Annotated in this window: 8 protein-coding genes; 7 read left to right on the forward strand and 1 reads right to left on the reverse strand. The window is 42.6% G+C overall.

The genetic code is table 11. The features are described 5' to 3' along the window. Nucleotides 1-189 precede the first annotated feature (189 nt). From ACFFRD_RS31525 to ACFFRD_RS31540, 4 genes are all read left to right on the forward strand, one after another. The gene (locus ACFFRD_RS31525; protein WP_392479712.1) at nucleotides 190-1,269 is read left to right on the forward strand and encodes an AAA family ATPase; all 1,080 of its coding nucleotides are present in this window, start codon (nucleotides 190-192) and stop codon (nucleotides 1,267-1,269) included. A gap of 58 nt (nucleotides 1,270-1,327) precedes the next feature. Next, nucleotides 1,328-1,828, forward strand: coding sequence for a hypothetical protein (locus ACFFRD_RS31530; protein ID WP_392479714.1), 501 nt, complete (start codon nucleotides 1,328-1,330; stop codon nucleotides 1,826-1,828). Nucleotides 1,829-1,831: 3 nt separating this feature from the next. After that, nucleotides 1,832-2,944, forward strand: a complete 1,113-nt coding sequence (locus ACFFRD_RS31535; RefSeq protein WP_392479716.1) for a precorrin-8X methylmutase — start codon at nucleotides 1,832-1,834, stop codon at nucleotides 2,942-2,944. A gap of 615 nt (nucleotides 2,945-3,559) precedes the next feature. Continuing rightward, nucleotides 3,560-7,615, forward strand: a complete 4,056-nt coding sequence (locus ACFFRD_RS31540; protein WP_392479718.1) for a DUF4912 domain-containing protein — start codon at nucleotides 3,560-3,562, stop codon at nucleotides 7,613-7,615. A gap of 112 nt (nucleotides 7,616-7,727) precedes the next feature. On the opposite strand, the gene ACFFRD_RS31545 is transcribed toward ACFFRD_RS31540, so the two are convergent. Continuing rightward, nucleotides 7,728-8,306 carry a Uma2 family endonuclease gene (locus ACFFRD_RS31545; protein WP_392479721.1) on the reverse strand — a complete coding sequence of 193 codons (579 nt, stop codon included), beginning with the start codon at nucleotides 8,304-8,306 and terminating at the stop codon, nucleotides 7,728-7,730. A 515-nt stretch (nucleotides 8,307-8,821) separates the two neighbouring features. Between ACFFRD_RS31545 and fbp the strand changes: the two genes are divergently transcribed. From fbp to zwf, 3 genes are all read left to right on the forward strand, one after another. After that, nucleotides 8,822-9,871, forward strand: a complete 1,050-nt coding sequence (fbp, locus tag ACFFRD_RS31550; protein ID WP_179074311.1) for a class 1 fructose-bisphosphatase — start codon at nucleotides 8,822-8,824, stop codon at nucleotides 9,869-9,871. Between the two features lie 284 nt (nucleotides 9,872-10,155). Next, a complete protein-coding gene (gene tal, locus ACFFRD_RS31555) occupies nucleotides 10,156-11,301 on the forward strand; it encodes a transaldolase (protein WP_392479723.1) in 1,146 nt (381 codons plus the stop codon). 134 nt (nucleotides 11,302-11,435) lie between these two features. Beyond that, nucleotides 11,436-12,965, forward strand: a complete 1,530-nt coding sequence (gene zwf / locus ACFFRD_RS31560; RefSeq protein WP_012410371.1) for a glucose-6-phosphate dehydrogenase — start codon at nucleotides 11,436-11,438, stop codon at nucleotides 12,963-12,965. Nucleotides 12,966-13,024 lie beyond the last annotated feature (59 nt).

Raw genomic sequence — 13,024 nt, forward strand, 5'->3', positions numbered from 1 at the left:
TTTATAATGATTTTGAAACGCAGAGGTACGCAGAGTTAAATCTTTATCTGTGTTCTTGGGTGTTTTTCAAAAGCGGAATGTGGGTAAATACGGCGATTTAACTGTTACGTTTAAAATTGCACTAGTAGGAAAAAATCTATGCTAAAGCGAATATATATTGATAACTTTCGCGGATTGGTAAATTTCGAGATGAATTTTGACTCGATTAACCTGTTTCTTGGTGGTAATGGAGCAGGTAAATCAACAGTTTTTGAAGCCTTGCGGAAAATTCAAATTTTTATAAGTGGTGATGAAAAAGTAGAAGAAATTTTTAAATCTGCTGACTGTACTCGCTGGCAGACTTTACAAATTCAGCGTTTTGAGCTAGAAATTGCTGGAAATGGTGGTAGTTATAAATATGAATTTGCTATTAGACATAATCAAGACAAGAGTCATGTTGAATATGAGCGTCTCTGGTTTAATAACCAAGCTTTACTGAAGTCTGAGGAGGGCGAAATTAAAATTTTTCAAGATGATCATGAAGAAGTAATGAAAACCTCATTACCTTCACGATTACAATTAGTCGGATCTTTACTATACTTATTTACGGTAGACAGTGACAGTACAAAATTGGCCTGGTTCACCAAACGTATGCAGCGACTCATTATTGTACAAATTATTCCTAGTCTTATGCTTGATGGTAGTGAAAAGGAAGAAATTCATCTAACTTCAAGAATGGAAAACTTTGTTTCTTGGTATCGCTATATTTCCCATGATCAGGGTAAAGTTGCTGAACTTATAAACGTTTTAAAAGATATATTAGATGGGTTTGTAAGTTTTAAATTTGAACAGTTTAGTGAAAACTATCGGACTCTAAAATTAAAATTTTCAACAGATAAAGATAGGAAAAAAAATATTGATTATCGCTTTAGTGAATTATCCGATGGTCAAAAAGTGATAATTGCTCTATACACCATTCTCTATTGCACTGAATCTGAAGATTATACACTTTGCATTGATGAGCCAGAAAGTTTTTTAGCTCTGCCAGAAATTCAACCTTGGCTAATTCAACTTTATGATTTTTGTATTGACGGAAAAATACAAGCTTTGTTAATCTCTCATCATCCTGTACTAATAAATTATCTTTTAGCTTCACCTATAGGTTATTGGTTTGAGCGTCAAAGTAATGCACCTGTACGAGTAAAACCAATTAGTAATCAAGAGGCTGAAAATTCAGGATTACCAATTTCAGAACTGATTGCACGAGGCTGGCTCTATGACCCAGAATAGAGTACAGATAGTAATTTTGTGTGAGGATCTACAACAGCAAGTTTTTGCATACCATTTTTTGAAAAAACGAGGCTTTAATATAAATCCAAAAAACGTCACAATTAGGACTTCCCCAACAGGTAAAGGTGCAGGAGAGCAGTTTGTTAGAAAGCATTATGCAGCAGAGGTTAAAGAATATCGGCGAAAAAACTATCGTTCAGGAATGCTAATAGTATTGATTGATGCAGATACTGAAACAGTAAGGGCAACACTAAAAGAATTAGATAATGCACTGATAGAAAATTCACAGGAACTTCGAAAGCCTGATGAGAAAATAGCAATCTTTGTACCAAAAAGAAATATCGAAACTTGGATACATTATTTACGAACAGGAGAAGTTGTTGAAGAAGAAGCAGAAAAATCCAAATATCCAAAATTCCCTAAAAATGAGGCAATTTGTAAACCCGGTGTTGAACAATTAGCAAACCAGTGTTCTCAAGGGAGTTTAGATGAAAATGCGCCGCCATCTCTTCAGGCGGCTTGTGAAGAACTACAAAGAATTTTGCCGTTGTTGGAGTAAATCATGAATGCTGGTTGCTTAACTATTAAAGAACTTACTGATGCAGTTGGCGGTGGTTTAACTCCGCGAATGGTGCGACATTACCATCAATTGGGGCTGTTACCGCAGCCAGTACGATCGCACAGCAATTACCGTCTCTACACCAAAACAGATGTCCTGCGGTTGCAACGGATTGTTGCATTGAAGCAGCAAGGGTTTCAGCTAAACCATATCCGCAATATTTTGGAGGTGGAACCAGAAGCAGAAACAACTACAAATCTGATGGCGCAACTCCAGCAGCAATATCGCGCGGTGATGCAACAAATTTCTCAACTGCGGCAAACTGCATCAGCATTAGAAGGATTATTGGGGCGCGATCGCCATTGTCAAATTATCCAGGCGGAAGTTCTGGCACAACTCAAGTTACTTGATGTCGAAACCCAAGCCGGATTGGGGGGATTGGAAAATCTCTGGAGTGGCTTGGATGCCGAAATTCATACCCATTCAGAAGCTTTTTCCGAATCGCTACAACGCTTACTACCAGATTTATCCCACCGTTCGGAAATTGAACAACACTTAATTTCTCAGTTGGTTTTGGCTTGTGGCGATGTCAGTTTAGTATCCTTTGTGAAATTGAGCCGAGATGCGATCGCAGCTAGTCGAGAAGCCTTATCTTCAAGCTGTCAAATTGTTGTCGATACCCAAACGGTTGCTGCTGCTTTGGATCAAACCCGATTACTTCACTTGGGATGCCGAACTGAAACCTTAATTGATAATCCCCACATTACCACCGCCACAGAAGCAGAAGCAGCTTTTTGGCAACATCAAGAATGGCGATCAAAATTGCTGCAAGTAAATCACGGTTGTGTGTTGGTAGTTGGTTATGCTCCCTCAGTCCTTGTAGAAATTTGTGACGCGATTAGCAATCAAAAAATTCAGCCAGCATTAGTAATTGGAATGCCCATTGGCTTTAGTCATGCTCCCGCAGCCAAGCGACAACTGATGCAACAAGGGATACCTTTTATTACAGTTGCAGGAACTTTGGGAGGTGGCGCTTTAGCTGCAACGGCTTTAAATGCTTTGGTGGAGTCGCTGATTGATAAGCCAGATTGTCATTGTTATCTCAAAAATATATAACGCCGTGTGCAACTTTCTCTCAGACCTAACCCCCAGCCCCTTCCCTACAAGGGAAGGGGAGCAATAATCAAAGCCTATCGACCTTTCGGGGAGAGGTTTGGAGAGGGGTTTTAAGAATAAGTCGCACATCGCGTTATATAGGAATTGGGAATTGGCAAGAAAAGAGGGATACATCCGTACTGAGTCTTGTTCAAAAATCAAATAGGAGTCCTATAGTAGATTCTTCTGAAAACTGAACAATAAGTACTCCATTAAGACATTAGGATACACAGTACTCAACATGACTGAAAATAATATTGTTAAATAATATTGAATTTGCTACACTTTACCAGTTTTAGTAATTCAATAATTCATAATTGTGGCCATAAGCTACCAACTTGGTATAAGTTGCAATATAAATTAGAACATTTTATAGTAAACAGACTCTGGCAATTAGAGTATAAATTATCATGCTATACAATCTCAGTCCAAGTATAAATCAATATAAGTGCGCTGAAGGAACTTAGAACTAAAGAGAACTCAGATGTATAATTAGCGCGTCTCCTCCATAATCTTTAACAAGATTGTGGGTTAAGACTGGTAGGCTTTCTATTTTTTACTTTAATTAAGGGGCTTATGTGGCAACAAGAAAAAAAAGATACTTCGATAATCAAGCTGATACTATGGGTTGCTTTAGCTACAACTCCTATGGCAGCAGGTTTGCTGGTATCAGAACCCATACTGGCGCAATCTAAAACTGAGTCTCCTTCTTTTACACTGCCGCAAACAGTGCAGAATGGAACGACAATTCGGATTGATGGTTCCAATAGTTTGGATGCAATCAATCAAGGTCTGAAAGAGAATTTTGAAAAACAGTTTTCGGGTACTAAGGTTGAAGTTGCCGCTAATGGCACTGATACAGCACTGAAAGATTTGCTAGATGGCAAAATCGACATCGTAGCAATGGGGCGGGGGTTGACACCAGCAGAAAAAGCTCAAGGACTAGAGCAAGTCCGCTTGCGCCGTGAGAAGATTGCGATCGTGGTCAGCGCAGATAATCCTTTCAAAGGAAGCTTGACTAGTAGGCAATTTGCTCGGATTTTCCGGGGACAAATTACAAATTGGTCACAACTAGGAGCGCCTTCAGGGAAAATTCGGTTAATCGATCACCCGAACACAAGTGAGACTCGCAATACTTTTCGCACTTATCCAGCCTTCAAGAATGCTGAATTTGCTACAGGGTCTAGTGCTACCCAACTAGCTGAGGATAATACCGCAGAAATCATCAAACAACTGGGTAAAGATGGCATCAGCTATGTGTTAGCTAATCAGGTGTCGAAGCTGCAAAATGTGCGAGTTCTGCAATTACATCAAGCCTTGCCAGATGATGCAAAATATCCCTTCTCGCAACCTTTAGTTTACGTTTACAAAAAAAATCCCAGCTTAAGCGTAGTAGATTTTCTTGGCTTTACCCTTGCACCCGCAGGACAGCAGGCTATAGAACAAGCAAGAACAGCTGAAGCAACTGCGATCGCAACCAACGTATCACAACCTATTGTCACGCCTTCTCCCAGTGCCCAGACGACACCTGCTGCGACAGCTTCCCCTAGTGCTACTGCTTCTGCATTTGCCGAACAGCCTTTTGTTGCTCCTGCCACTACTACACAAAAAAGCCCAATTGTCAACAAAGAAGTACCGTTTTGGGTACTGCTACCTTTGTTTTTTGTTAGTGTAATTGCAGCGTTGGCCTGGTGGACTCTCGGAAAAAACCCATCATCTGATGATAAAACAGACAACCTACCAGAATCAAATCCTCATCCACCCGATCCAGAAGATGGAGAAACAGCAGTACTTAATGCCAGCACATCTGCCTCCATTAACGGAGCGATGCTTGAAGAACAGCCAGTTTCACAATTCCAAGAGCAAGAAACCCCCGATCGCACTCCTTTCAATATCTATGCTCAAAACCAATCTGAACTGGCTGAAAATGGTACTCACGGGACATCCAATTTAGTCCAAGAGGCAACTAATGGCACTTCTAACCTCTATGAAGGCACAACCTCTACTCTAACTAATGGAGCGGGAGCCGCAGCTTTAACTGGTGGTGCGGCTTTAGCAACGGGCATCGGGGCAGCTACTTGGTCTGCCTTTAACAACAAAGAAACAGAAACAAACGCAATTGATGAGACAGTCGAGCTAGATAATTATACTGCGACAAATACGCCCGATTCTGATGAGATTGCATGGGATATAGAAGCCCCAGCAGCTGTAGTAAACACTCCATATCCTCACTTGGGAAATCTTCCCGAAGAAATATCTTCTGATGTAGAACTGCCTTCATCTGAAGTAACAGCCCCACTGCCCGAATTACCAGATGTGCCAGAAGTAACATCTGGTTTGGAATATTGGGACACAGAAATTTCTGAAGATGAGATAGATGAGGAACTTCAAGCAGAATTGAACTGGCTACAGAGTATCACCTCAACTGAAGATACAGATGAATTCCCCTTACCAGACTCTGACGAAGTGGAACCTTCACCGTTACCACCATCTCCACTGCTCAATTTGCCAGAATTGCCAGATGTAGATGTATTCAATGTGGTAGCAGATGCAGCCGAACCTCCGATTGAGGTGGTAGACGAAGAATCTCAAACAGAGCCAACTGTTAGCGAAGGTGCTGCTGAGAATAACTCCATAGATTTTGCAGACGTTGCGGCTTTAGCAGCAGGCGCAGGGATTGGAGCCTGGGCGATTAATTTGGGAGCGGATACCCCAGGCGAAACTAATACTACGATTGACAATGTGCCAATCGCAGCCGAAACAGATATTGCTTTGGGACATGCAGATGAAGAAAGCAGTATTGTGCTAACACCACATACTTCTACATCAGCTAATGTCTCTTGGGAAATTTCTGAAACCAAGAAAGCAGAACTGTGGCAACAAGGCGGCTCTCAATTGGTAGTGCGGCTGTATGATGTGACTGGCATTGACTTGAGTTATCAAACTCCCCAGCTTGTCCACCAGTATGAATGTGCAGAGACAGCACACGATCGCTTAGTAGAGATTCCCGCCAGCGATCGCGACTACATAGCTGAAATTGGTTATATCGCTTATGGCGAGTACTGGTTATTGATCGCCCGTTCCGCAATTCTTCGTGTCTTCAGTCCTGTGAATCCAGATCCGATCGTTGAGGATGTGGCGATTGTGGATGAAACAGATATTCACTTGGGAGATGTTGAAGAAGAGAGCAGTCTTGTGCTTACACCACATACTTCTACATCGGCTCATGTCTCTTGGGAAGTTTCCGAAACCAAGAAAGCAGCACTGCGTCAACAGGGCGGCTCTCAATTTCTAGTGCGGATTTATGATGTGACTGGGATTGACCTGAGCTATCAAAGTCCCCAGCTTGTCAAACAGTATGAATCTGAAGAGACAGTAAACGAAGGACTCGCGGATGTTCCCGCCAGCGATCGCGATTATATAGCTGAAATTGGTTATCTCGCTGATGGCGAACGCTGGTTATTCATCGCCCGTTCAGCAGTTGTTCATTTCTCCAGTCCGATACATCCAGATCCCGTCGTTGAGAATGTGGCGATTGCGGATGAAACAGATATTCACTTAGTAGATGTTGAAGAAGAGAGCAGTCTTGTCCTTACACCTCGCACTTACCAATGGGCTGATGTCTCTTGGCAGATATCCGAAACCAAAAAAGCAGAACTGCGACAACAGGGCGGCTCTAAATTAGTAGTGCGCTTATATGATGCAACTGGGATTGACTTGAGTTATCAACATCCTCAGTTTGTCCAGCAGTATGAATGTGACGAGACTGCAAGCGATCGCTTTGTGGAAATTCCCATCAGCGATCGGGATTACATAGCTGAAATTGGCTATGTCGCTGATGGCGATTGCTGGTTATTTATTGCCCGTTCTGCGATCGCTCGTGTTTTCAGTCCTGTTCCTACAGATTCCACCGTTGAAAATGGAACGTTACCAAGCGAAACAGCTATTAACTTGGTAGACGTAGAAGAAAATCGTGTTTTCAGTCCTGTTTCTACAGATTCCACCGTTGAAAATGGAGCTTTACCAAGCGAAACAGCTATTAACTTGGTAAACGTAGAAGAAAAGAGCAGTGAAGAAGAAAGCAATATACTGCTCACACCCCGCACTCCCAAATGGGCTTATGTCTCTTGGCACATTTCCCAGACTCAGAACAAAGTGCTGCAACAACAGGGCGGTTCTCAATTGGTAGTGCGCCTTTACGATGTAACTGGGATTGACTTGAGTTATCAAAGTCCCCAGCTTATACAGCAGTATGAATGTGAAGAAGTAGCCCGCGATCGCTTTGTAGCCATTCCCGTGAGCGATCGCGACTATATGGTTGAAATTGGTTATATAGCAGAAGGCGATCATTGGTTACTCATCGCCCGTTCACCTAATGTTCGCGTTTTCAGTCGTTCCCACGAAGATTTTTGGTTTGTAGCAGATGCTGAGTTGATTATTCACGGAGCAACCCAACCAAATACAAGCGTAAACATTGCTGGACATCCCATCAAAATCAAACCCGATGGTACTTTTCACCTGCGTCTCCCCTTTTCAGATGGTTTAATGGACTATCTCATAACAGTAGCTGCTGATGGAGAATCCACCAAAACCATCCATAAAAAGTTCTCTCAGGAAACTTCAGAGAACTAGTAATTACTCTTAGTTATCCCCTCTCAACCTACAGCTCTTCCCTTTGAGGTAAGTGTGGTGAGAGGGGATTTTATTTCTAGGACTTGCATTAACAATCAAAATAACGATTCATCTACGCAAAAATTGGCTGTAAATTTAAAATAAAACCAGGGAGAACATCTTCGCCAGATAAATTTGTAGGAAATTGTAAAGCTTCTGGTGCTTGATGAGGGCGATAAATGATTACTTGTTTATCTTTGGGATTAATTAACCAACCAAGTTGTAAACCATTTGCTAAGTATTCCTGCATTTTGGCTTGAGTGTCTTCGACATCATCAGTTTCAGAAACCAATTCTATTGCAAAGTCTGGGCACAAGGGGAGATATTTTTTTCTTTGTTGTGCTGTGAGAGCATCCCAGCGTTCCATCTTTATCCAAGAAGCATCAGGAGAACGAGTTGCACCATTGGAAAGTTTAAAACCAGTAGAAGAATCAAAAGCCTTTCCTAAGTTATTTTGACTGTTCCAAAACCATAGTTGACCTAACAAATCAAAATTACGGTTTCCTGTTTCTCCTCCAGTGGGTGACATGATTACCAATTCTCCTTCAGCAGTTAATTCCAAACGCAACTCTTTATTCACAGCAACAATCTGTTCAAATTCCTCATCCGTAAATTTGAGATTAGGAGGTAATTGTAAAGTTAAAGCAGTCATAATTAATTCCGCTCCATGAAATCCTAGTTGCGTTACACCCATGCGCTGCTAATAGCGAAAACTAAACCTCTACTTTAGAATTTTCTCTAATAAGAAGTAGTCTTACAGAAAGCGTCACTAGGGGCAAAGTAATGAATAAAGTATCGAATTTGATTGAGGAGTTGGAACTTTATCCACTTTGATTCTGGTTTAGTGGGTAAAAAGAGTTGAACAGCGCATCAAAATCTCTCTTTAGTTGCGACTCCAATTAAAATCGGAACTTTTTAGAATGATAAGCTTAGGCATCGCTAGCCCAAATCCTCAACAAAGCTACCGAGAAAACGTTGGTATTGTTTTAGACTAATTACTACGTATACAAGCTCTGAGTACAGGAGTCACTGAAAACTCATTTCTTTAGTTTATCTAAAGTCGCATCTAAGTTCTCAAATTACCTTTCTAAGATAGAAGCAGCAACCATAAGTTGCCATACACGACTAAAACCCAATTAACAGCTAGTGGCTGCGGAGAACATAAAAATGGCTAAAACGCCAGAATCCTTAGAATCGTCTATCAATGAAATTACAGATAGAGCTTTAGATCGTGATTGTACAACCTTATCGCGTCACGTTCTCCAGCAACTTCAGAGTTTTTCGCCAGATGCACAAGATTTAAGTGCGCTGATGAATCGCATCGCCTTAGCAGGTAAACTGGTTGCTCGCCGCATGAGTCGCGCTGGTTTAATGGAAGGCGTTCTCGGTTTTACCGGGGAAGTTAATGTCCAAGGAGAATCCGTCAAAAAGATGGATGTCTACGCCAATGATGTATTTATCTCAGTGTTTAAGCAAAGCGGCTTAGTCTGTCGCCTCGCTTCTGAGGAAATGGAAAATCCCTACTACATCCCCGAAAATTGCCCCATTGGTCGCTATACCCTGTTGTATGACCCAATTGATGGCTCATCCAACACAGATAATAATCTCAGCTTGGGTTCCATTTTTGCCATTCGCCAACAAGAAGGAACTGATAGCGATGGTAAGGCAACCGATCTCCTCACCAACGGACGGAAGCAACTCGCTGCCGGATACATCCTGTATGGGCCATGCACGATGCTGGTTTATACTATAGGTACTGGCGTTCATTCCTTTGTTCTCGATCCCAGCTTAGGAGAATTTATTCTCACAGAAGAGAATATTCGGATTCCTAATCACGGTTCCGTTTACAGCGTGAATGAGGGTAACTTCTGGCAGTGGGAAGAATCGATTCGAGAATATATCCGGTACGTTCATCGCACAGAAGGCTACAGCGCTCGTTATAGCGGTGCAATGGTGAGCGACATCCATAGAATTTTGGTTCAAGGCGGTGTGTTCCTCTACCCAGGCACAATTCAAAACCCAGAAGGGAAATTGCGCTTGCTTTATGAAACTGCTCCTTTAGCCTTTTTGATTGAGCAAGCAGGCGGTCGTGCTACGACAGGATTGGTAAACATCTTGGATGTAGTGCCAAAAAAACTGCATCAGCGCACACCTTTAATTATTGGCAGCAAAGAAGATGTAGCAAAGGTAGAGTCTTTTATTCAAAACGGACACTAGAATACAATTCGTAATTCGTAATTATTGTTACGTAAGGATTTCAGACATTTTGTAAGGGTGTTTATTTACGCCGTGCTGTACTCTCATCTGCCATTAATTAAACGTTAATCATGGTGATTTAGGATTGGGGATGCAAAATAGCGCTTTTTGAAGATCAATTAAGGATTATCTCAGCTGGCCGATGCGATAAGTGATTGGCAACGCCACAATTCAAAAGTAAGTATCAATGCGTTTTGCTAACTTCACTTAGAAACATCACTATACAGGAGTGAAATAAACTAGCTATGTCTACCAATCATCTACTAGAAATTAAGCAATACGGTCAAAGTATCTGGATGGATAATTTGACCCGTGACATTATTCAATCAGGTGAACTCAAAGACCTGGTTGAAAATCAAGGTATATCTGGGATTACTTCTAACCCAGCTATCTTTGAAAAAGCGATCGCAGGTAACGTCATTTATGATGCCGATATAGAAGCCGGAGTTCGTGCTAACTTACCGATAGACAAAATTTACGAATCCCTCGTTTTTGCAGATATCCGTAACGCTTGTGATATTTTACGCCCTGTTTATGAAGCCTCGAATAGACTAGATGGTTATGTGAGTATCGAAGTACCGCCAACCATCGCCCATGATACGGAAGCCACAATAAGCGAAGCTCGGCGCTATTTCCAAGAAATTGGTCGGGAAAATCTGATGATTAAAATTCCCGGTACAGAACCTGGTTTGCCAGCAGTAGAGCAAGTAATAGCCGAGGGGATGAATGTCAATATTACGCTGTTGTTTTCAGTAGAAAGCTACGTAAATACAGTTTGGGCCTATATTCGTGGCTTAGAAAAACGGCTGGCTGAAGGTAAAGACATCAGTAGAATTGCTTCAGTCGCTAGCTTCTTCCTCAGCCGGATCGATAGCAACATTGATGCCAAAATAGATGCTAAGTTGAAAAAAGGCGTTGATGATATTGCCGTGGAAGCAAAGCTAAAAGCTGTGAAAGGAAAAGTAGCGATCGCAAACGCCAAGCTAGCTTACCAAGAATACAAGAAAATCATTAGAAGTGAGCGTTGGCAAGAATTGGGAGCAAAAGGGGCCACAGTACAACGGCTACTTTGGGCTAGTACCAGCACCAAAGACCCCAACTACAACGACGTGATGTATATCGAAGAGTTGGTAGGCCCTGATACCGTTAACACCGTCCCACCAGCGACCATTAAAGCTTGTGCCGATCATTGTAACGTGAGCGATCGCTTAGAAACAGACGTAAATAATGCTTACACGCTGATCGAAAACCTCAAAGATCCCGACATCAACATCGATCTCGATACCGTAATGGATGAACTGTTAGTTGAAGGTATTGACAAGTTCATCCAGCCCTTCCAGTCCTTGATGAACTCTTTAGAAGACAAGATCAAGGTATTGTCACCAGTGTAGGGACTGGGGATTGAAGAAGGGAATAGGGTACAGGTTACAGGGTACAGATTATCACCTGTCACCTGTCACCTGTCACCTGTTACCTCTCCCCCAATCCAAAATCCAAAACCCAAAATCCAAAATCCAAAATTCCTATGGTTAGTCTGCTAGAAAATCCCTTGCGCGTTGGTCTGCAACAACAAGGGATGCCTGAACCCCAGATTATAGTTATCTTTGGCGCTTCTGGTGATCTCACCTGGCGCAAACTAGTGCCAGCACTTTACAAATTGCGGCGAGAACGGCGCATTCCACCAGAAACTACTATTGTTGGCGTAGCACGTCGAGAATGGAGCCATGAATACTTCCGCGAACAAATGCAGAAGGGCATGGAAGAGGCACATCCTGATGTCGATTTAGGGGAACTCTGGCAAGACTTCTCTCAAGGTCTGTTCTACAGTCCTGGAGATATAGACAACCCTGAAAGCTACCAGAAACTAAAAACCTTATTGAGTGAATTAGACGAAAAACGGGGCACGCGAGGCAATCGCATGTTCTATCTATCCGTTGCTCCCTCATTCTTTCCCGAAGCAATTAAGCAGCTAGGAAGCGGCGGGATGCTAGAAGATCCCTACAAACATCGTCTAGTAATTGAGAAACCCTTTGGTCGGGACTTGGCTTCTGCCCAAAGCCTTAACCAAGTGGTACAGAAATATTGCAAAGAGCATCAAGTATATCGTATTGACCACTATTTGGGTAAAGAAACAGTCCAGAATTTGCTGGTGTTTCGCTTTGCCAATGCGATTTTTGAACCCTTGTGGAATCGTCAATTTGTTGACCACGTGCAAATTACCGTAGCAGAAACCGTGGGCGTGGAAGACCGGGCTGGCTACTATGAAAGCGCCGGCGCACTGCGGGATATGTTGCAAAATCACCTCATGCAACTTTACTGCTTAACGGCGATGGAAGCACCCAACGCAATGGATGCCGATAGCATCCGCACAGAAAAAGTGAAGGTACTCCAAGCTACTCGTTTAGCTGATGTTCACAATCTGTCGCGGTCAGCAGTACGTGGGCAATACAGTGCTGGCTGGATGAAAGGTCAAGCAGTGCCAGGATATCGCACAGAACCAGGCGTTGACCCCAACTCCACCACACCCACTTATGTAGCTATGAAGTTTTTGGTGGATAACTGGCGCTGGAAAGGTGTTCCTTTCTACTTGCGGACTGGAAAGCGGATGCCGAAAAAAGTGAGTGAGATTGCAATTCACTTCCGCGAAGTTCCATCTCGGATGTTTCAATCTGCCGCCCAACAGACAAACGCCAATATTTTGACGATGCGGATTCAGCCAAATGAAGGTATTTCCCTGCGTTTTGATGTCAAAATGCCGGGGGCAGAATTCCGCACCCGTTCCGTTGATATGGACTTTAGTTATGGTTCCTTTGGCATCCAAGCAACATCCGATGCCTACGATCGCTTATTCCTTGATTGTATGATGGGCGATCAAACATTGTTCACACGTGCAGATGAAGTAGAAGCAGCTTGGCAGGTAGTAACACCAGCCCTTTCCGTTTGGGATGCACCCGCCGATCCTACTACTATTCCCCAGTACGAAGCCGGCACTTGGGAGCCAGAACAAGCAGAACTCTTAATTAACCAGGATGGCCGTCGCTGGCGCAGACTCTAAATATTAGTCATTAGTCATTAGTCGTTAGTCACTAGTAAAAACAAATGACGAATGACAAA

It is taken from the genome of Nostoc sp. C110 (genome assembly GCF_043099725.1).
Classification (GTDB): domain Bacteria; phylum Cyanobacteriota; class Cyanobacteriia; order Cyanobacteriales; family Nostocaceae; genus Nostoc; species Nostoc muscorum_A.

What these genes read in the sequence shown, in the direction of transcription:
- ACFFRD_RS31545 (WP_392479721.1), bottom strand. Translation starts at nt 8,306, where the DNA reads ATGACTGCTTTAACTTTACAATTACCTCCTAATCTCAAATTTACGGAT.
- ACFFRD_RS31540 (WP_392479718.1), top strand. Translation starts at nt 3,560, where the DNA reads ATGTGGCAACAAGAAAAAAAAGATACTTCGATAATCAAGCTGATACTA.
- ACFFRD_RS31535 (WP_392479716.1), top strand. Translation starts at nt 1,832, where the DNA reads ATGAATGCTGGTTGCTTAACTATTAAAGAACTTACTGATGCAGTTGGC.
- ACFFRD_RS31525 (WP_392479712.1), top strand. Translation starts at nt 190, where the DNA reads ATGAATTTTGACTCGATTAACCTGTTTCTTGGTGGTAATGGAGCAGGT.
- tal (WP_392479723.1), top strand. Translation starts at nt 10,156, where the DNA reads ATGTCTACCAATCATCTACTAGAAATTAAGCAATACGGTCAAAGTATC.
- fbp (WP_179074311.1), top strand. Translation starts at nt 8,822, where the DNA reads ATGGCTAAAACGCCAGAATCCTTAGAATCGTCTATCAATGAAATTACA.
- zwf (WP_012410371.1), top strand. Translation starts at nt 11,436, where the DNA reads ATGGTTAGTCTGCTAGAAAATCCCTTGCGCGTTGGTCTGCAACAACAA.